This window comes from Nannocystis sp. RBIL2, from assembly GCF_026626745.1.
GTDB lineage: Bacteria > Myxococcota_A > Polyangia > Nannocystales > Nannocystaceae > Nannocystis.
On the sequence record NZ_JAPNJW010000001.1, the window covers coordinates 3,975,591 to 3,998,887 of the forward strand.

Below are 23,297 nucleotides of genomic sequence, written 5' to 3' on the forward strand. Positions count from 1 at the left end.
ACTCGAGGCGCCCGCCCGGATGCCCGCGCCGCCCCGAGACCTGATCCCGGCCCCGCTCGTGCCCGCCCCGCCGCGCGGCCCCGCTGGCCCCACCGCGGCCGTCGACTCCTGGACGATCTCGTTCGACGAGCCGCCCGCCGAGCCCCGCACCGACGATCGCGCCGTCACTCGCAAGGACCACCTCGGCCGCGAACCACCGGCGCTGCGCCAGGACGACCGCGCAGTCACTCGCAAGGAGCCTGCCGGCCTCGAGCACGCGCCCGGCCGCCCCGACGCCATCACGCGCAAGGAGCCGAGCGGCCCCGAAGACGCCGCGCCCGGCCGTCCCGACGCCATCACGCGCAAGGAGCCGAGCAGCCTCGACGACCTCGACAAGAGCCGACCGCTCGCGCGCCCGCTCGCCGGCAAGACCGGCCGCGCAGTCGCTATCTCTGGCCGGATCTCCACGCGCAGCAGCAGCTCGCAGGTCAACGCCGAGGGCAAGCAGGTCCGCCTGCTCCCCGGCCGCCGCGTCCCCGGCACGCGCTACCGCCTGATCCGCTGGCTCGGCGAGGGCGGCATGGGCGTCGTCTACGAGGCCGAGCACGAGGACATCGAGCGCCGCGTGGCCCTCAAGATCCTCCGCCCCGAGGCCAGCGAGGACCCGCAGCAGGCGGCCCACTTCCGCGACGAGGCGCGCGCGGCCAGCCGGATCGGCTCGCCCAACATCGTCGAGATCTTCGACTTCGGCGAGCTGCCCGACGGCCGCCTGATGTTCGCGATGGAGCTGCTGAACGGCCACGGCCTCGACAGCGAGCTCGACAAGTGTCCCATGGACCAGGCGCGGATGATCGGGATCCTGCGCCAGGTGTGCAAGGGCCTGGCGGCGGCGCACGAGGTCGGGATCATCCACCGCGACGTCAAGCCCGACAACATCATCCTCGTCACGCACAACGGCAAGGCGGATTGGGTCAAGGTCGTCGACTTCGGCATCGCCACGGTCCACGCCGAGACCGACGCCGGGGCCGCCGGCACGCCGCACTACATGGCGCCCGAGCAGGTGCTGGGCCAGAGCTTCGACGGCCGCCTCGACATGTACTCGTTCGGCTGCACCGCCTACGAGCTACTGGTCGGCAAGCCGCCGTTCGTCGCGCCGACGATCGAGGAGATCCTCGAGAACCAGCTGACGCAGGACCCGACGCCGCCGTCGGAGCTGTGCCCGCCCGGCGCGGTGCACCCGGCGCTCGAGGCGGTGATCCTGCGCTGCCTCGAGAAGGAGCCGACGCGGCGCTTCCGCGACATGCGGGACGTCGAGGCCGCGCTGTGCGAGGCCCAGATCGCCGCCGGCCTGCACACCGCCTACGACGACCTGGCGCTGCCCGACGTCGACCCCGACCGCTACGAGCGGCTGCGCAAGGACATGCCGCAGCCCGGGGTGATCCGGCAGCGTCGGCGGTGGTTGTGGCCGGCGATCGCCGGGGCCAGCACCCTGCTCGCGCTGCTGCTCGCGCTGGCGCTGTGGAACCTGCGCCGGCTGCCGGCGCCCGAGGAGCAGGTCATGGTCGACAACCTCGTCAACGAGGCGCGAGCCGCCGGCGCGCGGGCCCACTGGGTCTATCCGCCGGAGAACGAGCCCGACCTCACCGCGCTGCTGAAGATCCGCGCGCTCGAGGAGCTGCGCGGCGGGGCCCGCACTCTCGCCGCTGGCAAGGCCACCGAGCTGCGCGAGGAGTTCGCGCAGACGCTGGTCCGCCTCGGCGACCAGTACTGGGACATGGACGGCGGCAAGCCGTTCGCCCGCGACTTCTACATCCAGGCCGTGCTGTTCGACCCGGGCGACGTCCGCGCCCGCGAGCGCTCCGGCGTGACCCCGGGCTTCGTCTCCGACCTCGAGGATCGCGCCCTGAGCGGCGGCTTCACCCAGGCCGAGCTGCGCAACACCGGCGTGCTGGTGGCCCTCGCCGAGCAGGACACGGCCAAGCGCGACCAGGCGCTGCTCGACCTGGTCGACGGCGAGGACAGCACGTCGCTGGTGATCGCCGCCTCGGCCGAGAAGCTGGTCCAGTCGACGCAGGCGCGGCCGAAGGGGCGCCGCACCAGCGACCCCGCGCCCGAGGCGACCGCCCCGGGCACGAGCCCCGGGCCGGCGACCGCCTCCGACCCGGAGCCGACCCCGCAGACCCCGGGCAAGCCGACCGCGAGCAGCAAACGCGACAGCAAGCAGTCGACGGCGCTGGCCCAGGACGCCCGCGCCGCGCTGGCCGGCGGCGACCGCAAGCGCGCCGAGACCCTGTTCCACCAGGCCCTCGCGTCCGACAACCGCAACGCGGTGGCGCTGATCGGCCTGTCGGACCTCGAGTTCGACAAGGGCGCCCACCAGCGCGCCGCCGACTACGCCGAGAAGGCGATCGCCGCCGCGCCGAAGACCGCCCTCTACCACCTCAAGCTCGGCGACGCCTATTTCAAACTGCTGCGCTACGCCGACGCCCGCCGCGCCTACGAGAAGGCCAAGGAGCTCGGCTCGCGCGACGCCGACGAGCGCCTGACCAAGCTCAAGGCCAAGCTCGGCAAGTGAGCTGACCGTGAGAGCATGTCCGATCGGGCATGCTCTTGAAAACATGCCCCGATCGGCATGTCCTCGGAGACATGCTGCGCTGCTACGGGGCGCCGGCGCCGCGCAAGCGGTCCACGCCGACGCCTCCTGCGTCACCGGCGTCGCGCCGCTACTCCGTCTTCACCCGCCGGAGCAGCAGCGCGAAGATCTCCTCCGAGTGGCAGCACTCGTTGTACTGCGCCGTGTCGACATCGACTGCGAAGCTCTCGCCCGGGCCGGCGACCAGCTCGCCGCGGTGGCCGGAGAACACGCTCAGCGTCTGGTCCGCGAGCGTGAAGTCGAGCTGGAACGAGCTGACCTCCAGGTCGAAGCCGGCGGGCCCGCAGGCGGTCACCGGCGCGATGACGATCGGCGCGAACAGCCCGGCGGGCAGCTCCCCGTTGCGCGGCGCGACGCCGGCGGCCAGCAGCGCGTCGTCGGCCCCGCGCAGCTCGAGCCACTTCTCCGAGATCACGTCGAGGTCCTGCGAGCCCGAGTCGAGCTGCACGCTGTCACCGGCCGCCCAGGCGACCTCGCCCTCGGGCGCGATCGGCAGGCTCAGCGTCACGGCCCGCGGCGTGCCCCCCTCGTCGCAGGTCAGCGAGGTGACCGACTTGTCCCCCTCGGCCGCCACCGCGTCGACCGTGCACGGCAGGTCGATCTCGTGCACGCCGGCCTTACCGTCGATCGCGACCTCGAAGTCGACCGACACCGCCGGGTCGGCCTCTTCACAGGCCGCCGGCAGCGCGCCCTCGGTCTCGCCCGCCGTCGGCTCCTCGCCCGTCTCGGTCGGCGTCCCCTCCGTCGCGCCCTCCGTCGCGCCCTCTGTCTCCTGAGGAGACGTATCCGATGACCCGCCCTTCTCGGTGGAGCACGCCAGCGCCCCACAGCACAACCCGATGATCACGCGCACCCTCAAGGCATGAACAGGAAGCATGGCGACGGCATAGCACGCGAGTCCGGGCCCGCCAAAGGCATGAAGCCGCTGGCGACGGCCGCTCTCGCGAACAAACCGCACACCACGAGCGCAAGGCATGGCGGCCGCGTCATGACACCCGCGCCATGGGGCGCTCCTTGAGCGCACCGACGAGACAGCCGCCGAATGGCACCTGTCTTTCAGGACATGCGAAACAGTTCGCGACGGCCACCTGTCCCCGAGGACATCCCCCCGTCCACCCCCGAGCAGCCGTCGGCGGCCGCTGCGGATCTCGCCCCCGCGCCGCGCTTGCAGCCCCCCCGCCTCGCCGCCCCCGCGAGTTGCCCTTCCGCACGTCCCTGCGACCGACCGCCGCGGCCTCCACGCGCCGCGCGCTGCTACACTGCGCGCGTGACCGCAGCTCCGGCCCCGTGGCTCGTCGTGCGTCGCCTCGGCGGCCTCGTCCGCTTCAGCCACACCGTCTTCGGCCTGCCGTTCGCGCTGGCCGCGGTCGCCCTCGCGCACCGGCACGCGCTCGCGCACGGCGGCGCGGGCCTGGACCTCGGGCGCCTGGCGCTGATCGTCCTCGCCTTCACCGCGGCGCGCACCGCCGCCATGGGTTTCAATCGAATCGTCGATCGCCGGATCGACGCCGCCAACCCGCGCACCGCCATGCGCGAGCTGCCGGCCGGGCTGGTCTCGCTGCGGGCCGCGGTCCTGCTGACCGTCCTCTCGTCGCTCGCCTTCCTCGGCTGCGCCTGGCTCTTGGGACCTGTCCCGTTGTTGCTGGCCCCCGGCTGCCTGATCGTCGTCCTCGCCTACAGCCTCTTCAAGCGCTTCTCGTGGTCGGCCCACCTGGTGCTCGGGCTCGCCCTCTCGCTCGCGCCCGGCGGCGCGTGGGTGGCCGTCACCAGCGACCTCGCCGCGCCCGCCACCCCGCTGTGGCTGATGCTCGCGGTCGCCACCTGGGTCGCCGGCTTCGACATCCTCTACAGCCTGCAGGACGAGACCTTCGACCGCGAGCAGCGGCTGCACTCGATCCCGTCCGCTTCGGCACCGTCGGCGCCCTGGTCTTCAGCGCCCTCCTCCACGTCGGCACAGTCGCCGCGCTGGTGGTCGTCCACCTGCGCGAGGGGCTCGGCGTCGCCCATGCCGTCGGGGTCGCGCTGATCGCCGCGATCCTCGTCTACGAGCACGCGATCGTCCGCCCCGGCGACCTCAGCCGCATCGACAAGGCGTTCTTCGACCTCAACGGCTACATCAGCATGGCCTACCTCGCCTGCGCCCTGATCGCCACGTTGGTCTAGCGCCGCGACCGCGAGCCGATCTCCCGGCGCAGCGAGCTCGCGACCGTCTGTCCGAAGAGACATATCCTCCTTGGTGTGACTTCGGCGGAGCTCCCGGCTCGCGCTCGCCCCTCCGCTCGTGCGACGCTGCTCGCGTGCCGAAACGCCTCCGCCGCCCCGGACCGCCGCTGCGCTTCCGGCAGCTCCACGACCGCGAGCCGCAGCCCCTGAAGCCCGGCACGCGCGAGTCGATCCTCGTCGCCTGTCCCCGCTGCGACGGCTGCGCGCGCCTCGTCACCCTGTACAGCGACGACACCCCGCCGTCGCGTCAGCGCCGGATGCACTGCCCCGCGTGCGGGGCCATCCGCGAGGAGCCGATCGGCCTGCGTCACTGGCTGCAGACCGACTGCTGCGGCCACGTGCTGTGGGCCACCGGCACCGAGCACCTGCAGGAGCTCGAGGACTACGTGCGCAGCCCGCTGCGCGAGCGCCTGCGCCTGTTCCTGCCCGACCGCTACCGGATCGCCCGCCTGCCGCGCTGGCTGATCCTCGCCCGCCACCGCGACGAGGTCCTCCGCGGCCTCGCCCGCCTCCGCCGCATGCTGCCGACCGAGGCCTGACGGACATACCTATCAAGTAACAGTCAAACAAAGAGCGCGAGGCAATCATCGCATGTCCTCGGGGACATCTGCGACGCTGCGCTCGCGCAATCTCTCTAAATAAAGAAGGGGACGAGACGCGGCGAGCTCGCAAAGGGGTCCATCTGTCGCGAGCTCGCCGCTCTCGTCGAAGTCGTGGCCCGGCGCGACCGCGCGGGGCGGTCGCGGGCCGGGGCTCTCTACGGCGATCACTCGCCGCAGAAGAAGAAGCCGGCGTAGATGTCGCCGTCGCAGAACAGCGCGCCGCCGAGGTTGCAGGCCGCCACGCAATGGGCCATCAGGCCGGCCTGGCAGGCCGCCATCTCGTGCAGGCCGCAGTCCTCGCCGAGCTCGACGATGCAGGCCGCCTCGACCGCGATCGGGTCGCACTTCGCCAGGCACTCGACGCCCAGGGCGACCTCGCAGCCGACGTCCACGCCCAGGCCGACGTCGAGGCAGATGTCGAGGTCGAGGTCGACATCGACGCCGAGGTCGACGTCGAAGCACGCGTCGATGTCGAGGTCGATGTCGAGGAGGCCGTCGAGCAGGCCGTCGAGCAGGCCGTCCAGGCCGTCGAGGCAGCTGTCGGCGCCGAGGAACACGCCGTCGCAGAACAGCGCGCCGCCGGCCTCGATCTCCGCCTCGCAGTGCGCGGTCATGTCGGCCACGCAGCCGAGGAACGCATCGATGCCGCAGTCGACCCCGAGCTGGGCGATGCACGCGGCTTCGACGCTGAGCGGATCGCAGTAAAGCTCTGCGTCGATGTCGGTGACGATCGCGCAATCAGCTCCGAGATCGACGTCGATGTCGTAGCAGGTGCCCAGGTCGAGGTCGACATCGACGTCGATGTCGAGGTCGATGCCGAGGTCGAGGTCGAGACCCAGCCCTCCCCAACCTCCTCCTCCACAGCCGTTCTCGCAGCCGTGAGCATCGGCGTCGGTCGTCGTGTAGGCGAAGCCGGCGGCGGTGGCGAACGAGAGGGCGACGAAGAACGAAGAGATGATGCGAGACATGGCAAGTTCCTTTCAGGGCACAAGAGTGTGCGGGTCACTGGTAGATGGGGGTCTACACAGCGAGGGGTTTATCGAATCGCCGCGGACCGTCCCGCAGGCGACATTGACGAGTCAACCATGGTGAGCACCTTGAGGCGGGCAAGCAGAAAAATCGGGGGTGAGCGGTTGCAGCCGGGGCCTGCAGACCGCGTCGACAGGGCGCTACGAGCTCGCCAGACCCGCCAGGAGCCTGTTTGAAGCGATTTTGCGGGCACCGAGTGCAACTGTGAATCGACGGCGCCGAGCCCGGCCGCAGGCGCCCGACCTGCGGTTGCCGCGCCGCAAATCACGGTAGTTGTGCAATGATTGCAGGCGAATTGGTACGGCGAAACGCCGCGCGAACGCCCAATTCAGCGCCGGCACAGTCGGACTGTAGGCCCGAGTAACCAGCGCACCCCGAGGCCGTCGTTCTCCCGCCCCGCCACAAGCATGAGCCCGCCCGCAGGAGCTGTCCCGGAGCCGCTGCGGGCTCGATCTCGCGGATCGTCGCCCCGCCGGCGAATGGCCACAGGGCGGCCCGCACAGCTCGCTCGCGCCGGCGTCCCCTCGGGTCCGCGCTCGCGCCCCGTCAGGACGCAGGTGCCGACATTCGTCGCGGTCGTTGCGCGACGCTACCGCCATTTCCCCGTCATTCGTGCCAGTTGAGGGGCGAACTGCGATTCGCCGTCACCGACATGGCCCATTGAAACACGTTCCAGAACCGATCTGCCCCATCGGGCGCCCCATGTCTGCCAGTGAGGTCCTCCCGGGCCGCGGCTCGGCCCGGTGGATCAATGTCAACACCGCGAGAGGCCTCGCCGGTCGAATCGTCAATCGCCCGCTCGCGGGGCCCTCAGCACGTACTCCCGCTCGATCGTGGTCCCGCCGCGATCGAGCGTCAGCGTCAGGCGCCCGCGGCCGAGCACCGCCTCGGTGTCCCACATGAAGTCCGGGCCCACCGGCGCGCCGTCGACGGCGACGATTCGGTCGCGCACCGCGAGGTCGAGCCGGCGCATCACCTCGCTGCCGTGGGCGACCATCACCCGGAAGCCGACGAGCTGGCCGTCCTCCTGGTCCGGCATGAACCAGCTGCCCTCGAGCAGCGCCTCGGGATCGATCTCCCCCTTCAGGACGGCCGGATCGATCTCGCAGCGGCTGTGGTCGTAGGTGCAGCGCAGGCTCTCGGCCGTGTCCGGCGTGTGCGGCACGATCGTGCCGACCGAGAAGTCGAGGTAGCCGCGCTCCTGCGGGCTGCGCTCGTCGAGCTCGCCGGCGTCCTTCTGGCGCAGCGCCGCCGCGCCCGCGACGTCGCCGACGTACTCGAGCAGCGCCGCCTGCTGCCTTCGCAGCCACCCGCGCCGTGATGGATCGAGCTCGCCGCGCAGCGCGGTGGCGAAGTCGTCCAGCGCCCCGCGCACGACCTCGCACGCCGGCAAAGTGCCGTCCGGGGCGACGCAGCTGCCCGCGGGCACCGCGTGGCGCACGTGCGCGGCCGCGAAGATCGCCAGGTCCGCGGCCAACCGGCGCCGCAGCCGGTGCTCCGCCGGCAACTTGGCCAGCGCCGCGCGCAGGCCGTCCCACGCGGCCATTCGCGCGCGCTCGCTGTGCGGGCCGGCCTCGAGCAGCTCGGCCGTCGCGGCCCAGGCTCGCGCGGCGACGTCGGCGAACCCGGCGGCCGCGCTCCTCTCCGCGATCCCCTGCAGCAGCTTGAGGGTGCGCGCCCGCGGCGGCAGCTGACGCTCGCTGTGGACGATGCGCTCGCCCGTCCGCGGGTCGGTGTACGAGTACGTGTTCGGCTCGTCCGTCGGGTCGTGGAAGCCGAGCAGCGCGGTGGCGAGCTCGATCTCCGCGTTGACGCGCGCGTCGCCCAGCAGGTGCGCCGAACCCAGCGCCTCGAACCCCTTGCCCAGCTCGGGCAAGCGCGCCGCGTGCAGCGCCCGCGGCCCGAAACCTCCCGCCATCAGCAGACGCGCCCGCCAGCTCATCCTCCGCGTCGGCGCGAAGCCCTGACTGGTGAGCGTGTTGTACTGCGACGATTGCTCGCAGTCGGCGAGGTCGGGCAAGAACTCGTGGGCGTTGCCGACCAGCATCGCGCTCTCGCGCACGCCCTCGCCCGCCGCGATCACCAGATCGTCGAGCGCGGTGAGCCGGTCGGCCAGGCAGGTGTTGGTCCAGTTGAACTGATCCTTGGTCGCAGACGGCTTCGCCGAGACCTCGAGCCAGCGCGCCGCGTAGGCGTCGAGCGCCAGCACCAGCATGTCGACCTCGTCGCGCGCCCGCGGCAGCGCCCACCGCAGCGCCCGCGCCCGCTCCGTGTTCCACACCTCGTCGATGTCCTTGCCCGGGCGGTCGTTGTACTTGAAGCCCAGCTCCTCCGTCACGACGGCCGCCGACGAGGTCGGCGGCTCCTTTGAAGAATAGACATAGGCCCCGAAGGCCATGGCCGAAGAGACAGCCACCCCCGCGACCATCAGCGCCGGCCGCCACGCCCGCGACGCGCTCGCGCGGGCCAGCGCGGCCAGCAGCGCGTCCATCGACGGGTAGCGGGCCGCGGGATCGATCTGCAGCCCGCGCGTCAGCACCGCCTGCAGCGCCCGCGGCAGCGCCCGGGTGGGCCTGACCAGCTCCTTGCCCGCGAACGCCTCGCACAGCTGCGCCAGGGTCTCGCCGCGGAACGGCCGGTGCCCGTGCAGCGCCTCGAACAGCACCACGCAGAACGCGAACTGGTCGCTGCGCGCAGTAGCCTGGAGGCCCATCAACTGCTCGGGGGCCATGTACGCCGGCGTGCCGAGCACCGCGCCGGTGCGCGTCATCGGCTCGGCCAGCGCGGCCGCGTGCTCGTCGGCGGTGCGCTCGGCCTCGGCGACCGCGTCCTCGCCGAGCCGCGCGAGGCCGAAGTCGGAGATCCGTATTCGCCCGCCGCCGACGAGGACGTTGGCCGGCTTGAAGTCGCGATGCACGAGCCCCGCCGCGTGCGCCGCCGCCAGCCCGCGCCCGGCCTGCGTCAACACCTCGACGACCTCCTGCCAGCGCCGCGGCGCCGCCCGCAGCCAGTCGCCGAGCGTCCCGCCGCCCTCGTACTCCATCGCCAGCCACACCTGCCCGGCGTGGATCCCGGCGTCGAACACCGCGAGCACGTTCGGGTGCTGCAGCCGCGCCATCGCCTGCGCCTCGCGCAGCAGCCGCTGCTGCGCCAGCGGCCCGAGCTGGCCGGGGCGCAGCAGCTTGAGCGCGACTGTGCGGTCGAGCTGCGGATCGCGGGCCGCGTAGACCACCCCCATCCCGCCGGCGCCGACCACCCGCAGCACCTGGAACCGGCCGATCGCGCTCGGCTCGTGCGGCTCGTCGAACAGCGACGCCGCGACCTGGCGGCGGATCTGCTCGAGCGGGTGCAGGAGGACGTCGTCGGAGGCTTGCAACGTGTCGGAGCTCGGGCTGAGGCGTTCGAGGGCGGCCGCGGTCATGGGGGAGGCTCTTGCCCGCGACGTTCCACGAGGATGCCGATCGATCACCCCCGGTGACGATTTTTTTTCGCCGCCCGCCGCGCGCCCGACTACCATCGCCGCGTGGAGACCGACGAGGCGCTGGTGGCCGCCTGGCGAGACGGGGACAAGCGCGCCGGCAGCCGCCTGTTTTCCCGCCACTTCGAGCCGATCGCGCGCTTCTTCTACAGCAAGGTCCAGACCGGCGTGGAGGACCTCGTGCAGCGCACCTTCCTCGCCCTCGTCGAGCGCAGCGAGCACCTCCCCGAGGGCGTGCCGGTGCGCGCCTACCTGTTCGGGATCGCGCGCAAGCTGCTGCTCCGCCGCTTCCGCGACCAGTACCGCGACGGCATCTTCGACGGCGACACGGTCTCGGTCGCCGATCTCGGCGAGTCGCCCAGCGCCCTGGTCGACCGCCGCGAGCACCTCCAGCTGCTTTATCACGCCCTGCGCTCGCTGCCGCTCGAGCTGCAGATCGTCGTCGAGCTGTTCTACTGGGAGAGCTACCCGGCCCCGGCCATCGCCGCCGCGCTGGAGCTGCCCGAGGGCACCGTCCGCAGCCGCCTCCGCCGCGCCCGCGAGCTGCTCGGCGACCACCTCCGCGCCCTCGCCCCCGCGCCCGAGCTCGCCGAGGCGACCCTCCACGACCTCGAGCGCTGGGCCCGCGAGCTGCGCGACCAGCTCGGCCGCGCCTGACTTTCTGCGCCCGAAGGGACATGTCGTCGCGGACATGCCGCATCGGGCATGTCCGAACGGGCATGTCCCGAAAGATTACTCGGGCTCGGCCTTCTTGCGCGAGGCCGCGGCGATCAGCGCGAAGAACAGCGGGGTGGCGAAGATCGCCAGCACCGTGGCCGCGAGCATCCCGCCGAGCACGCCGGTGCCGATCGCCCGCTGGCTGTTCGAGCTCGCGCCGGAGGCGATCGCCAGCGGCACCACGCCGAGGATGAACGCCAGCGAGGTCATGACGATCGGGCGGAAGCGCAGCCGGCAGGCCTCGACCGCCGCGGCGCGGACCGAGCGGCCCTCTGCGACCAGCTCCTTGGCGACCTCGATGATGAGGATCGCGTTCTTCGCGGTCAGGCCGATGATCGTGATGAGGCCGACCTTGAAGTAGACGTCGTTGGGCAGCTCGCGCCACAGGATGGCGAGGACCGAGCCGAGCACGCCGGTGGGGATGACGAGCAGCACCGCCAGCGGGATCGACCAGCTCTCGTACAGCGCCGCGAGGCACAGGAACACGCACACCAGCGACAGCGCCAGCAGATAGACCGCCTGGCTGCCCGACAGCTTCTCCTGCAGCGACTGGCCGGTCCATGCGTGGTCGAAGCCCTCCGGCAGCTGGCCCGCGAGGCGCTCCATCTCGGCCATCGCGTCGCCGCTGGCGCGCCCCGGCGCCGCCATGCCGCTGAACTTGATGGTCTGGTAGCCGTTGAAGCTCGCCACCTGCGACGGCCCCATCGTCCACGCCACCTCGGCGAACGCGCGCATCGGCACCATCTTGCCCTCGCTGTTGCGCACGAACAGGTCGAGCAGGTCCTCCGCCTTCATGCGCCGGGCCGCGTCCGCCTGGACGATCACCCGCTGCATCCGCGACTGGTTGGGGAAGTCGTTGACGTAGCCCGAGCCGAGGCTGGTCGACAGCGTCTGGTTGATCGCCCCGAACTGGACCCCGAGCGCGTTCGCCTTGTCGCGGTCGACCCGGAGCTCGATCTGCGGCGCCGTCGGCAGACCCTCGACGTACACGTTGGCCAGCACCGGGCTCTGCGAGGCCGCCGCGAGCAGCTGATCGCGGGCCGCCGCCAGCGCCTTCTGCCCGCGCTGCGCCTTGTCCTGCAGGCGGAAGCTGAAGCCGCTCGAGTTGCCGAGCGACTCGATCGCCGGCGGCGCGAGGGCGAACGCGATCGCGTCGGCCATCCCGCCCAGCGCGGCGTTGGCCCGCCTGCCCACGGCGTCGGCCGAGTCCTCCGGCCCGCGCTGCGACCAGTCGTCGAGCATGATGAACGCGAGCGCCGCGTTCTGACCCTGGCCCGAGAACCCGAAGCCCGCGATCGTGGCGACGCTGGCGACCGCCGCATCGCTGGCGAAGTGCGCCTCGATCTTCTCGATCACGTCGAGCGTGCGCTCCTGCGACGCCTCCGGCGGGGTCTGCACGTCGACGATCAGATAGCCCTGGTCCTCGGTCGGCAGGAAGCTCGACGGCAGCCGCTGGTAGCACCACGCCAGCGCGCCGAGCAGGGCCACGTAGACCACCAGGGACCGCGCCGGCCGGCGCAGCACCCCGCCCACGCCGGCGCGGTAGCCCATCGTCAGGGCCTCGAAGCCGCGGTTGAACCACGCGAACGGCCCGCGGCGCGCGCGGCCGTGCTCCGCGGTGTGCGGGCGCAGCAGCGTGCCGCACAGCGCCGGTGTCAGCGACAACGCGAGGAACGCCGAGAAGGCGATCGACGTCGCCATCGACACCGCGAACTGGCGGTAGATCACGCCGACCGAGCCGGGGAAGAACGCCATCGGCAGGAACACCGCGATCAGCACCACCGTGATGCCGATGATCGCCCCGGTGATCTGGCTCATCGCCTTGCGCGTCGCCGCCTTCGGCCCGAGCCCCTCCTCGGCCATGATGCGCTCGACGTTCTCGACCACCACGATCGCGTCGTCGACGAGGATGCCGATCGCCAGCACCATGCCGAACATGGTCAGGACGTTGATCGAGAACCCGGCCAGCAGCAGCGCCGCGCAGGTCCCGAGCAGCGCCACCGGCACCACGATCGCCGGGATGATGGTGTAGCGGAAGTCCTGCAGGAACAGGAACATCACCGCGAACACCAGCCCCATCGCCTCGAGCAGGGTGACCACGACCTGGCGGATCGAGACCTCGACGAACGGCGTCGTGTCGTACGGGACTGAGATCTCCACGTTCGCCGGCATCGTCCGCATCAGCTCGGCGATCTTCTCGTGAACGCCGGTGGCGGTGGCCAGCGCGTTGCCGCCGGGCGCGAGCTGGATGCCGATGCCGGCCGCGGGCACGCCGTCGAGGCGCGACTGAAACAGGTAGCTCTGGCCGCCGAGCTCGACGTCGGCGACGTCGCGCAGGCGCACCAGCGAGCCGTCGGTGTTGGCGCGCAGGACGATCTGCTCGAACTCCTGGACGGTGCCGAGCTGGCCCTTGACGAGCACGTTGGCGGCGATCCGCTGGCCGTCGACCGCCGGCGGCGCGCCGACGGTGCCCGACGCGATCTGGGCGTTCTGGCTCTCGATCGCGGCCGTGACGTCGCCGGCGGTGAGGCCGAAGCCGACCAGGCGGACCGGATCGATCCACACGCGCAGCGCCTTCTCGGTCGAGAACAGGGTCGCGCGACCGACCCCGGGCACGCGCCGCAGCTCGCCGAGGATCCGCCGGGCCGCGAGGTCGCCGAGCTCGACCTCCGTCATGCTGCCGTCGGTCGCCCGCACCGTGACGAACTGCATGATGGCGGTCGTCGCCTCCTCGATCTGCACGCCCTGCTGCGCCACCACCCGGGGCAGCCGCGCCTCGACCCGCTTGAGCCGGTTCTGCACCGCCACGGTCGCCTTCGCCGGGTCGTAGCCGGGCGCGAACGACACCATGATCTGCGCGGTGCCCGAGGCGTCGCTGGTCGACTCGAAGTACATCACCCCCGGGATGCCGTTGAGCTCCTCCTCGAGGATGCGCGTGACGCCCTCGTAGAGCCGCTCGGGCGGCGCGCCGGGATAGATCGCGGTCACCGAGACCGTCACCGGCGCCACGCTCGGGTACTGCGAGATCGGCAGATAGACCAGCGAGATCGCTCCCGCCAGCATGATGAACAGCGACACGGCCCAGGCGAAGATCGGGCGATCGATGAAGAAGCGGATCATGACGGTGCCCCCTCGGGCGAATGAAAATCAGCGCTGCGCGGTGGCCGACGCCGGCGCCGGCGCGGCCCAGGGCACGGCCTTCACGCTGGCGCCCGGACCGATCTTCTGGAACCCCTCGACGACCACGTTGTCGCCGGCGACGAGGCCCTCCTCGACGATCCAGCCGCGCTCGGTGAGCGGCCCGGTGCGCAGTGGTTTGAGCGCGATCTTGCCGGCGTCGTCGACCACGTACGCCTGCGCCTCGCCGGCGCTGCTGCGCTGGATCGCCTGCGGCGGCACCACGATCGCCTCGACGTCGCGCCCGCGGGCCAGCCGCACGCGCACGTAGGTCCCGGGCAGCAGGCCGCCCTCCGGGTTGGGGAACGACGCGCGCGTCGTCACCTGGGCGGTGCCCGGGTCGACGCTGACGTCGGTGAACAGCAGCTGCCCGACCTCGCCGTACAGGCTGCCGTCGGCGCGCACCAGCTCGACCTTGGCCGCGCCGTCGCGCTCGCTCGGGTCGACGAGGTCGACCGGCTGCACGAAGTCGACGTAGATCGGATCGAGCTGCTGAATGGTGGCGAGGTGGGTGGCGGCGACCTCGTTGACGAGCGCGCCCTCGGTCACCAGAGCGCGACCGATCCGCCCGCTGATCGGCGCGCGCACCGTGGCGTGATCGAGGTCGACGCGCGCGCGAGCCACCCGCGCCCGCGCCGACGCGACGTCCGCCTCGGCCTGCTTGAGCGCCGAGTCGGCGACGTCGTTCTGGGCAGTGCTGACGGTCTGCCGCTCGAGCAGCGTCAGCGTGCGGTTCGCGTGGCGCTGCGCCTGATCGCGTGTCGCCTCGGCGCGCACGAGCGCGGCCGTCTGGGCGTCGCGCTCCGCCCGGTAGAGCGTGGGCTCGAGGCGAAACAACACGTCGCCCTTGCGCACGAAGCTGCCCTCCTCGAACACGCGCTCGAGGACGATGCCGGAGATCCGCGCTCGGACCTCGGCGACGCGCGAGGAGGCGACACGCCCCGGCAGCTCGCGCACGCGAGGGACCGCCTGGGTCGCGGCGACCACGGTCGACACCTCGGTGACGGGCGGCTCGCTTGCGGGGGCCGCGTGAGTCGCCGACGGCTCACACCCGACGAGCAGGGCGAGCAGCGCCAGGCCAGGGACGAACGAGGAGGAGAGATACGGTTGCATGATTCAGGACCCGTCGCATTCGCACCTCTCCGACCGGACGACGTCCGGGTCCGAGGCGCAGCGCGCATTGGTAGAAATGTGGGGGACGATCGCAGGTGCCGTGGAGCGCCGCAGGCTCCGTCGTTACCGCTTTCGGGTCAGGTCGATCATTTGCGTGAGGAGAGTCTGGCGGTCGATCGGGGGTTCACCGTCCTGCGCCATCAGGTCCTCCAGCCACACCCCGTCGGCCGCGTAGCGGACGAGTTGCAGCTCCGGATCGGCGTCGGTGTCGCGGTGACGTTGCAGGCGCTCCCTGTACCAGTCGCCCCACGCCTGCCGCAGCGCCGGGTCGATCAGGGTCGAGACCGAGAGCGCCGCGCACGGACAGGGCCCGGTCTTGTCGACGCGCAGGGTGCTGCGGACATATGCCCGCGTGAATCGTCCGTGGGCGACGGGATCCGCCGCCATGGCCGCGTCGATCTCGCCGTCGAGGTTCCGCAGCTGCTCGGCGAACAGCGCCTCGGTCAGCCTCTGCTTGCTGGCGAAATGATGCAGCAGCCCGCCCTTCGTCACCCCCGCGGCGTCGGCCACCGCCTGCACGGTGAGGTTGGCGAGGCCGCGGTCGACCAAAATCTGCGCAGCGCAATCGAGCAACTTCTGTCGCACGACATCCGGCTCTTTCTTGCGCTGGTTGGCGAGCGACACGGGGCGGGAAACATACCGGCTGGTCGGTATCTTCGCAAGCGGACTCGCGCCCGCCGCCGCCGCCCGGACCGCTGCTTTATGCACGAATGCGGGCCAGCAGACAACGTTTGGCGACTCACGCCCGTTCGCTGCTTTCCGCCCGCGCCGAGCACGCTCGTGCACCGGCGGCGCGCGAGAACGCGCAATCGAACCCTGTCCTCCGACATACGTGCGACTGTCCCACCGAGAGTCGCAGTACCAACTTTTTCATGCGACCGCGGCGACGAATGTACGCAGCGCCGATCGCCGCTCACAGGTGGACGACCAGCGGCCCGTCCTTCGAACCGCGGACCCACTTCGCGGCGCATTGATGCCACTCGTCGTCGGCGCGCAGCGGTTCGAAATCGACGGCGCCCAGACGTCCGCCGCGGATGGTGAACGCCACGTTGCCCGACGGCGCGGCCGGGCAGCGGCGCAGCTGATCGACCAGAGTGGGTCGAGCGCGGCGGACCGGCACGGGCGGCGGTGACGGCGGTGGCGGCTTCGCGTCGGGCACGACCACCACCACCGGCGACGGCGCGGGGCTCGGCGGCGGCGCCTCGGCGATCTGCAGCGCCGCCGGCACTGCAGGCACGAGCCACCACAGCGACCCGCCCAGCGCCAGCAACAACACCAGCGGAGCCCATCGCAGCAGGCTCCAGCGCGAGCGCGGCGGGCTCGCGGGCGACACCGGCGGCGCGGCGATCCACGGCGCCGCCTCGCCGGCCTCGCGCTCCACGTCGGCCGCGGGCGGCCGCGCAGTCGCGACCCCGGGCATCGACTTCGACGGCGCCTGGACGCGCCGCAGCTCGCGGGCGAACGCCTGCGCGGAGCTCGGCCGCCGCGCGGGATTGGTGCCGAGGGCGCGCTGCAGCAGTTGATCGAGCTCGGGCGGCACGTGCGTGCCGAGCCGCGACAGCGGGATCGGCGGCGAGCCGCCCGCGATCTCGGCCTGCTGTTGCTGCGCGGTGTGACCGTCCCAGGGGATCCGGCCCGTGAGCAATTTGTAGAGCGTCACGCCGAGCGCGAACACTTCGGAGGCCTCGGTGAACGGCGAGGTCTCGATCTTTTTTTCCTTGATCTGGGCGTAGACCTCGGGCGCGCAATAACCGGGCGTGTGGGCGATCCACGCCGTGGGCTCGGCGAGCTGCGACACGATCGGCGCCGCCAGCGGCCGCTGACGCACCAGCCCGAGATCGATGAGCACGACCCGCTCGTCGTCGTCGCCGCCGCCGAGCACCATGAAGTTGTCGGGCTTGATGTCGCGGTGAAACCACCCCGCCGCGTGCAGGCTCGCCACCGCGTCGGCCGCCTTCGCCATCAGCTCGACCGCCCGCCGCCAGTACATCGGCCGCCCGTCGGCGAGCCCCTGCAGGCTCTTGCCGTCGAGCCACTCCATCACCAGGTACTCGACCTTGGCCTCGAGGCGGAAGTCGAGCACGCGCACCACATGAGGGTCGCGCAGCCGAAAGCCGAGGATCGCCTCGGTCTTGAAGTGGGCGAAGCAATAGTCGTCGTTGCGAGCGAAGTCCTCCGGGTCGCCGTCCGCCCCGACCATCCGCCGCACCTTGACCGCGACCGGCGTCTCGAGCACCTCGTGCCAGCCCTCGTACAGGTCGGCGAAGCCACCGGCCGCGACGTGCCGCTTGATGCGGTAGACGCCGCCCAAGGTGCGTCCCACGAGCGCCTTCGGATCCGGCCTGACCATGGCGTCTCATAGCACGACCGCAGGTCTGCGGTATACGAGGGGGCGTGAGCCAAGCGCCTTCAAGACGATGTACACGCACATGTTTCCCCGGCGCTGCAAGTTCTTGGTATACGAGACGAGACCAGGCCCTGCGACGGTAAGACGATGTACACGCACATGTTGTTCTTCACGCTGGTCGGAGCCCCCAGCACCTGTCCCGAAGTTTTAGTGCCGGCTTGCACCGAATACGCCGCCGACCGCCGGCTCGAAGCCGCCGAGCTCGCCGCACCGATCGCAGCCGCCGCGTCCGTCGCGCCAGAGGACCGCCGCCTGGCGGCCGCCATGGCGGCAGGCGTGTGGATCGACGAAGGCCGCACCGACACCCGGTGCAGGGCCAAGGCGCTGCTCGACGCTTACTTCGCGGACCCGACCCTGCCGCGCAACTCGGCGCTCGAGCGCCGCCGCCGCGCGGTCGAGGCCGATAAGTGTGAAAAGTCCGGCTCGCCCGCCGAAGCCCCGCCGCAAGCCGCGGCGACTCCCCCGCCCGCGTCGCCGTCCGAAGCCGAGGCGCCGCGCCCGACGAAGCCGCCGCGATCGCCGGTCCCCGAGCGCGACGACAAGGAGCGCCTCAGCACCGGCCGAGGTCTGCTCGGCGCCGGCGGAGGCCTCGCTGCGCTCATGATCGGCACGCTCGTGGTGTCGGGCGTGTACCTCGACCAGGCCCGGTCGATCACGTCGCAGGCGATCGTCGAGCACCGCCTGATGACCTTCGAGGAGAAGGACGAGTTCCTGCGGGTGTTCGGCATCGCGGACCAGACGCGGTGGCTCGGGCTGGGCTTCGGGGTCGCCGCCGTGATGACCCTGGCCGTCGGGATCCCGATGTTCGCGAAGGCGAAGCGGCGGACCCGAGTGAGCCCGTACGTGCGCGGCGAGACCGCCGGTGTCATCTTCAGCGGGGCGTTCTGATCGGAGCACCGCGCACATGTCCCGAAGTACACTCGTGCTCCCGCTCGCCGCCGCCGCCTGCTTCGCGCAGTCGTGGGCCGACGGCTCGGATCGATTCCCCCACGAGACCGACAGCGAAGCCGGCTCGTCGGCAGCGACGAGCACGGGCACGACCACGACCACCGGCGAGCCGCCGCAGACCGTGACGGGAACCACGTGGCCGGGCACCACCGACCTCGTCACCGGCTCGTCCACGTCCGAGGGTCCCGCGGCCCAGCCTCCGGAGATCTCCAGCTTCACGGTCGAGCCCGACACGCTGCACGAGGCCGGCACCGCGGAGGTGCACGCCGTCGTCAGCGACGACGTGGTGTCGCTGCAGCTGCGCGTCGACGGCGAGGAGGTATGGGCCGGGCCGCCGGCCGAGTTCGAGTGGAGCTTCGCGGCCACCTCGAAAGCCGCGTCCGAGGGCACGTACACGCTCGAGCTCGTCGCCCGCGACAGCGAGGGCCTCACCGCCAGCGCGACTGCGATGCTGTGGGTCACGATGCCGGACACAGGGGCCGAGCGCTGCACATTCACCGAAGACGTCGGCGCAGGCCGCCTTACCGCCGCGGTCTATTCTGAAGATGCGCTGGTCGTCGTCGGCGCGCTGGCCAATCCGTCGTACCAGGCCACGGTGTGGCGCCTCGACCCGGACTCGTGCCAGCCGCAAGCCGGCTACCCGTGGCAGCTCTCGCAGTGGAGCCCGCAGCCGATGCCAACGACCTCGGAGGCCGTGGGCCTGGCGCTCGACGCCGAGGGCCGCATGGTGATCGCCGCCAACATCGGCGCGGGCCTGTCACGCCGGCCCTACCTGGCGGTGCTGTCGCCCGAGGGCGCGCTCGAGTGGGAGTACGTCGGCCCGATGGGGCAGACGTACAGCGGGGTCACTGCCGCGCCGAATCGCTTCGTGGTGGTGGGTGAGGTGCATGTCAATCCCAATGACAATAATAATCCTCCGACCTACGACGGGCTCGTCGAGAGCTTCGACGCCGCAGGCACGAAGGTCTGGTCGCGAATTCTCGCAGCACCGCTGCCGGGCGATGACTTCGCGGACAACAACAACGACCTCGCCGAGCATCCACGCGCACTCAAGTGGCAGGAGGAGAGTCAGACGCTGCTCGTCGTCGGCGAACGTCTGGTCAGAGAAAACATCATTTTCAAGTGGACGCGGGCCTTCTCGGCGCGCTACACGGCGAACGGCGCCCTAGTCGGTGCCTGGACCTCGAGCGGTCTCGACGGCGACGAGGACGGACTCCTTGCGGTCGCCACTTGCAGCGGAAAACCAGTGGCTGCCGGCTGGGTGAGCTCCGGACCGAACAGCAGCACCACGGCAACTCGCTGGCTCGATCCCCTCGGCAACGGCGACAAGCGCCGAATCGACAACCTGGCCGACGCATCCATGCGGGCCGTGGCCTGTGATCGCGAGCAGAAAATATCGGCAGTGGCGACGACCGATACCGACGCCTACGCCGTCAACTTCAAAAGCAGCGACGATCCCTTCCTGTTCAATCACTTGTTTCCGCAGGCCACATTGGCGGCCGTCGATTGCGATTCCCGTGGCTTCTGCGCGGCAGCCGGCCTTCTGGGCAATCACGCGTGGGTGCGCGTGCATCACCCGTGAAGCGCCCCTACCGCTACCAGCGCTACTCCGGGATGAACTGGTCGCACAGCGCGGCCACCTGCGCCGCTGTCTCTTTAAAAAAGACACCGTAAGAGGGCGCGCAGATCGATTCGACCTTACCGTGCTTGATGTAATCCTCCCCGAACAGCCGGAGGCGGTTTGTCGCGGCTAACGGGGGTTCGCCTGGAAAGCACAAGCTCGGCGAAAGCTCGACGTCGGAGGTGATGACGAGGGCGAATACGGCATCCTCGTCGCCCCCCTTGACCGCATAGAGGGCCTTCGTCCACTGATAAGGGCCTCCGAGCGACTCCTGATCGAAGGTATCCCGAATGACCACCAACAGGAGCAGCGCGTCGTCGCGCAAAAACCCCTCGTTGCAGCCGCCGGGGCCGTTCAGTTCAACGCCTGTCTCGATCAAGGGATGATCGACGGCCGCGAGGATCGAGTTGAAGGGAGCCGGAGTGGCCCCGCCCCAGCCGACCCGGGCGAGGCAGTCGAACGCAGCGGGAAGGTCGGGCTCATCGCGGGTGATGTAGCGGTGGCCCCCCGCGAGCTTGCAGCGGCGGTTGGAAGAACCGATTCCGACGGGGAAGTTCTCGCCGGCGCCCATTGTGGAATCGCACTCGTCGACGGTCGCCCCGCACAGATCCGGCATGCCATTGGGATCGCAGTCAGCCGAATCCTGACACAAGGAGCAATCCTTCATGGCCCACCACTCCGACGAATCCGTGACGAGAACATGCAGATCGAACCCGCCGAGGTCCTCCTCGAGCGCCTGCGCGAACGCAGGGAACGCCGCCAGCAGCCGCGGCTGGGCGAATTCCATCGTGTGATCGGCAGAGATCGCAAAGATGATGTCCACCTTGCCCTGGCAGCCGATCGGCGCCACATCCCCGAAATCAGGCAAGATTCCGCCACTACTGCTGCTCAGGACGGGCTCGCTCGACCCCGAAATCGACGCATCGCTGGTCGACATCTCGACCGCGCCCGAGGTCGTCGTCGGCGCTGCCGTCGTCGTGCTCGTGTTTGCGTCCGTGGACACAGTCGACGGCCCGCTCGTGGTCCCCTCGCCGCCCCCGCTGCCGAAGGGCGTCGTCTCGGCGAGCGGCAGAGCGTGGCAGCCAACGAGGTAGAAAATGACGGCAAGACCCGTGATGCGCGACATCGCGCACCAAGCTACCGACCCCCAACGGCCCGTGCTACCCCTTTGCGCGTCCTTAGGCGCAACTCAAAAATTTTATTTCGTTGCTTGAGCAACGACCGGCTTCGCGGCCCCGGGGGCGGCAACCTCGCCCCCGGGGCCGCGAGCATCACCCGTGACGCGATCTCACGCCGACGAAGCACCGGCTCTACTGCGGAATGAACTGATCGCACAGCGCAGCTACCTGTGCCGCCGTCTCTTTGAAAAACTTGCCGTAGGACGGCGCGCAGATCGACTCCACCTTGCCGTGCTTGAGATAATTCTCCCCGAACAGCCGGAGGCGGTTTTTGGCGTCCACCGGAGGCTCCCCGGGAAAACAGAGGCTCGGCGCGAGGTCCACGTCGGTCGTGATGACGAGGGCGAACACGGCGTCCTCGTCGCCTCCCTTGACCGCATATAGCGCTTTGGTCCACTGGTAAGGGCCCCCAAGAGAGAGTTGGTCGTACATGTCTTGAATGACCACCACCAGGAGCAGCGCGTCGTCACGCAAAAACCCTTCGTTGCAGCCGCCGGGGCCGTTCAGTACAACGCCCGTCTCGATTAGAGGGTGGTCGAGAGCCGCGAGGATCGAGTCGAACGGCAGCGGGCTTGCCCCGCCCCAGCCGACACGGGCGAGACAATCGAACGCGGCGGGAAGGTCGGGCTCCTCGCGGGTGATGTAGCGATGACCGCCCGCGAGCTTGCAGCGGCGACCTGAGGAGCCGATCTCGCTGCTGAACGTCTCGCCAGCGCCCAGCGTGAAGTCGCATTCGTCGATGGTCGCTCCGCACAGGTCCGGCATGCCGTTCGGATCGCAGTCGGCGGCATCCTGGCACAAGGAGCAATCGTCCATCGACCACCAAAACGACGAATCGGTCACAAGGACGTGCAGATCGAAGCCGCTGAGTTCCTCCTCGAGTGCCTGCACAAATTCGGGGAATGCCGCAAGCAGCCGCGGCTGGGCGAATTCCATCGTGAACTCGGCAGAGATCGCAAAGATGATGTCCACCTTGCCCTGGCAGCCGATCGGCGCCACATCCCCGAAATCAGGCAAGATTCCGCCACTACTGCTGCTCAGGACGGGCTCGCTCGACCCCGAAGTCGACGCATCGCTGGTCGTCGACATCTCGACCGCGCCGAGGTCGTCGTCGGCGCCGCCGTCGTCGTGCTCGTGTTCGCGTCCGTGGACACAGTCGACGGCCCGCCCGTGGTCCCCTCGGCGCCCCCGCTGCCGAAGGCCGTCGTCTCTGCGAACGGCAGAGCGTTGCAGCCAACGAGGTAGAGAACGACGGCAAGACTGGTGATGCGCGACATCGGGCGCCACGCTACCGACCCCCAACGGCCCGTGCTACCTCTTTGCGCGTCCCTAGGCGCAACTCAAATTTATTTCCTTGCTTGAGCAACGACCGGCCTCGAACCAACGGAGGGCGGCAACCTCGCCGCCATCGCGCGGCCCGCACCCATCACCCGTCGATGCTGTCTCACGGGCCGCTCAGGGCGGCCGCCGCGACCGCGCTCGCCGCCGGGGCCTTGTGAAGAACAAGTGTGACAAAGCCCAGAACGGGAAGAACAAGGAGTTGAGGGGCACATGCAGCTCTCAATCTACGGGAAGCGGCCCTTCCCCGCCCAGTACCTGGGTTTCTGGCCCACCCGCGAATTCTGGAACGTGGCGATTCGGACCCCGCTGGGGCTTGGGGCGATGGCCTTGGCTTTCATCTCGCTCATGTTCTTGGACAGCTGGTTCAGCTTCTCGGCGTGGCAAATATGGGTGTATAGTTTGCTGCTACTTCCTGTCGCTGGCATGATCGAGCGGTTCACGCGCGACCTTGTCCAGCGACGACCACCCCGGTTACCCGCCCAGTCCGAACCTACCCAGTCCGTGGCCTTGGTTCAGGCTGGCCCCGATCAACCTCTTGGCTTCTGCGCTACCGAGGAATTTCAACAAGCCTTCTTCCGCCACCATTTTGGGAGCGCCGGAGGAGCGATACGGCTCGCCCTGGAGCTGTCACTCGGCGCTCTTGTCGTATTTTCCTCGGGCCCATTCTGGGGCATCGGCATCATCCTGGTCTATGCCATTGGGCTCGGTGCGAGCGAACGGCGCTTCCGAAGAAGGCGGCCCGAATTGCCCGAGTGACTCGAGACGGCGCAG

Annotated in this window: 17 protein-coding genes; 8 read left to right on the top strand and 9 right to left on the bottom strand. The window is 70.4% G+C overall.

Annotated features, from left to right (window positions below):
* Positions 1-58: 58 nt before the first annotated feature.
* Positions 59-2,554: a serine/threonine-protein kinase gene (locus OV090_RS15600; RefSeq protein ID WP_267704451.1), complete on the top strand. Its 2,496-nt coding sequence runs from the start codon at positions 59-61 to the stop codon at positions 2,552-2,554.
* Between the two features lie 148 nt (positions 2,555-2,702).
* Here OV090_RS15600 and OV090_RS15605 read toward each other — a convergent pair whose 3' ends face one another.
* Positions 2,703-3,509, bottom strand: coding sequence for a hypothetical protein (locus OV090_RS15605; RefSeq protein WP_267704452.1), 807 nt, complete (start codon positions 3,507-3,509; stop codon positions 2,703-2,705).
* 390 nt (positions 3,510-3,899) lie between these two features.
* Here OV090_RS15605 and OV090_RS15610 point away from each other — a divergent pair, with 390 nt between their 5' ends.
* From OV090_RS15610 to OV090_RS15620, 3 genes are all read left to right on the top strand, one after another.
* A complete protein-coding gene (locus tag OV090_RS15610; RefSeq protein WP_267704453.1) occupies positions 3,900-4,658 on the top strand; it encodes a UbiA-like polyprenyltransferase in 759 nt (252 codons plus the stop codon).
* The gene (locus tag OV090_RS15615; protein WP_267704454.1) at positions 4,601-4,795 is read left to right on the top strand and encodes a hypothetical protein; all 195 of its coding nucleotides are present in this window, start codon (positions 4,601-4,603) and stop codon (positions 4,793-4,795) included. Before OV090_RS15610 ends, OV090_RS15615 begins: the two co-directional genes overlap by 58 nt.
* 134 nt (positions 4,796-4,929) lie before the next feature.
* Positions 4,930-5,394, top strand: a complete 465-nt coding sequence (locus OV090_RS15620; RefSeq protein WP_267704455.1) for a hypothetical protein — start codon at positions 4,930-4,932, stop codon at positions 5,392-5,394.
* Between the two features lie 227 nt (positions 5,395-5,621).
* Here the strand turns inward: OV090_RS15620 and OV090_RS15625 are convergent, their stop codons facing one another.
* Entirely contained in the window at positions 5,622-6,425 is an 804-nt protein-coding gene (locus tag OV090_RS15625) for a hypothetical protein (RefSeq protein ID WP_267704456.1), read from the bottom strand.
* A gap of 848 nt (positions 6,426-7,273) precedes the next feature.
* Positions 7,274-9,907: a serine/threonine-protein kinase gene (locus tag OV090_RS15630; protein ID WP_267704457.1), complete on the bottom strand. Its 2,634-nt coding sequence runs from the start codon at positions 9,905-9,907 to the stop codon at positions 7,274-7,276.
* A gap of 102 nt (positions 9,908-10,009) precedes the next feature.
* On the opposite strand from OV090_RS15630, the gene OV090_RS15635 reads away from it, so the two are divergent.
* Positions 10,010-10,621 carry a sigma-70 family RNA polymerase sigma factor gene (locus tag OV090_RS15635; protein WP_267704458.1) on the top strand — a complete coding sequence of 204 codons (612 nt, stop codon included), beginning with the start codon at positions 10,010-10,012 and terminating at the stop codon, positions 10,619-10,621.
* A gap of 75 nt (positions 10,622-10,696) precedes the next feature.
* On the opposite strand, the gene OV090_RS15640 is transcribed toward OV090_RS15635, so the two are convergent.
* The 4 genes from OV090_RS15640 to OV090_RS15655 form a co-directional block, all read right to left on the bottom strand.
* The gene (locus tag OV090_RS15640) at positions 10,697-13,801 is read right to left on the bottom strand and encodes a multidrug efflux RND transporter permease subunit (RefSeq protein WP_267704459.1); all 3,105 of its coding nucleotides are present in this window, start codon (positions 13,799-13,801) and stop codon (positions 10,697-10,699) included.
* A gap of 27 nt (positions 13,802-13,828) precedes the next feature.
* Entirely contained in the window at positions 13,829-14,971 is a 1,143-nt protein-coding gene (locus OV090_RS15645; RefSeq protein WP_267704460.1) for an efflux RND transporter periplasmic adaptor subunit, read from the bottom strand.
* A 123-nt stretch (positions 14,972-15,094) separates the two neighbouring features.
* Entirely contained in the window at positions 15,095-15,655 is a 561-nt protein-coding gene (locus OV090_RS15650) for a TetR/AcrR family transcriptional regulator (protein WP_267704461.1), read from the bottom strand.
* A 289-nt stretch (positions 15,656-15,944) separates the two neighbouring features.
* Positions 15,945-17,354, bottom strand: coding sequence for a serine/threonine-protein kinase (locus OV090_RS15655; RefSeq protein WP_267704462.1), 1,410 nt, complete (start codon positions 17,352-17,354; stop codon positions 15,945-15,947).
* A gap of 171 nt (positions 17,355-17,525) precedes the next feature.
* Between OV090_RS15655 and OV090_RS15660 the strand changes: the two genes are divergently transcribed.
* Positions 17,526-18,326, top strand: coding sequence for a hypothetical protein (locus OV090_RS15660; protein WP_267704463.1), 801 nt, complete (start codon positions 17,526-17,528; stop codon positions 18,324-18,326).
* A 181-nt stretch (positions 18,327-18,507) separates the two neighbouring features.
* Positions 18,508-19,968 (top strand): hypothetical protein, encoded by a 1,461-nt coding sequence (locus OV090_RS15665; protein ID WP_267704464.1) that lies wholly within the window; start codon positions 18,508-18,510, stop codon positions 19,966-19,968.
* Between the two features lie 22 nt (positions 19,969-19,990).
* On the opposite strand, the gene OV090_RS15670 is transcribed toward OV090_RS15665, so the two are convergent.
* Positions 19,991-21,133, bottom strand: coding sequence for a hypothetical protein (locus tag OV090_RS15670; protein ID WP_267704465.1), 1,143 nt, complete (start codon positions 21,131-21,133; stop codon positions 19,991-19,993).
* Positions 21,134-21,317: 184 nt separating this feature from the next.
* Entirely contained in the window at positions 21,318-22,202 is an 885-nt protein-coding gene (locus tag OV090_RS15675) for a hypothetical protein (RefSeq protein ID WP_267704466.1), read from the bottom strand.
* A gap of 534 nt (positions 22,203-22,736) precedes the next feature.
* Here OV090_RS15675 and OV090_RS15680 point away from each other — a divergent pair.
* Positions 22,737-23,282, top strand: a complete 546-nt coding sequence (locus OV090_RS15680) for a hypothetical protein (RefSeq protein ID WP_267704467.1) — start codon at positions 22,737-22,739, stop codon at positions 23,280-23,282.
* Positions 23,283-23,297: the final 15 nt, after the last annotated feature.

What these genes read in the sequence shown, in the direction of transcription:
- OV090_RS15605 (WP_267704452.1), bottom strand. Translation starts at nt 3,509, where the DNA reads ATGCTTCCTGTTCATGCCTTGAGGGTGCGCGTGATCATCGGGTTGTGC.
- OV090_RS15625 (WP_267704456.1), bottom strand. Translation starts at nt 6,425, where the DNA reads ATGTCTCGCATCATCTCTTCGTTCTTCGTCGCCCTCTCGTTCGCCACC.
- OV090_RS15630 (WP_267704457.1), bottom strand. Translation starts at nt 9,907, where the DNA reads ATGACCGCGGCCGCCCTCGAACGCCTCAGCCCGAGCTCCGACACGTTG.
- OV090_RS15640 (WP_267704459.1), bottom strand. Translation starts at nt 13,801, where the DNA reads ATGATCCGCTTCTTCATCGATCGCCCGATCTTCGCCTGGGCCGTGTCG.
- OV090_RS15645 (WP_267704460.1), bottom strand. Translation starts at nt 14,971, where the DNA reads ATGCAACCGTATCTCTCCTCCTCGTTCGTCCCTGGCCTGGCGCTGCTC.
- OV090_RS15660 (WP_267704463.1), top strand. Translation starts at nt 17,526, where the DNA reads ATGTACACGCACATGTTGTTCTTCACGCTGGTCGGAGCCCCCAGCACC.
- OV090_RS15670 (WP_267704465.1), bottom strand. Translation starts at nt 21,133, where the DNA reads ATGTCGCGCATCACGGGTCTTGCCGTCATTTTCTACCTCGTTGGCTGC.
- OV090_RS15680 (WP_267704467.1), top strand. Translation starts at nt 22,737, where the DNA reads ATGCAGCTCTCAATCTACGGGAAGCGGCCCTTCCCCGCCCAGTACCTG.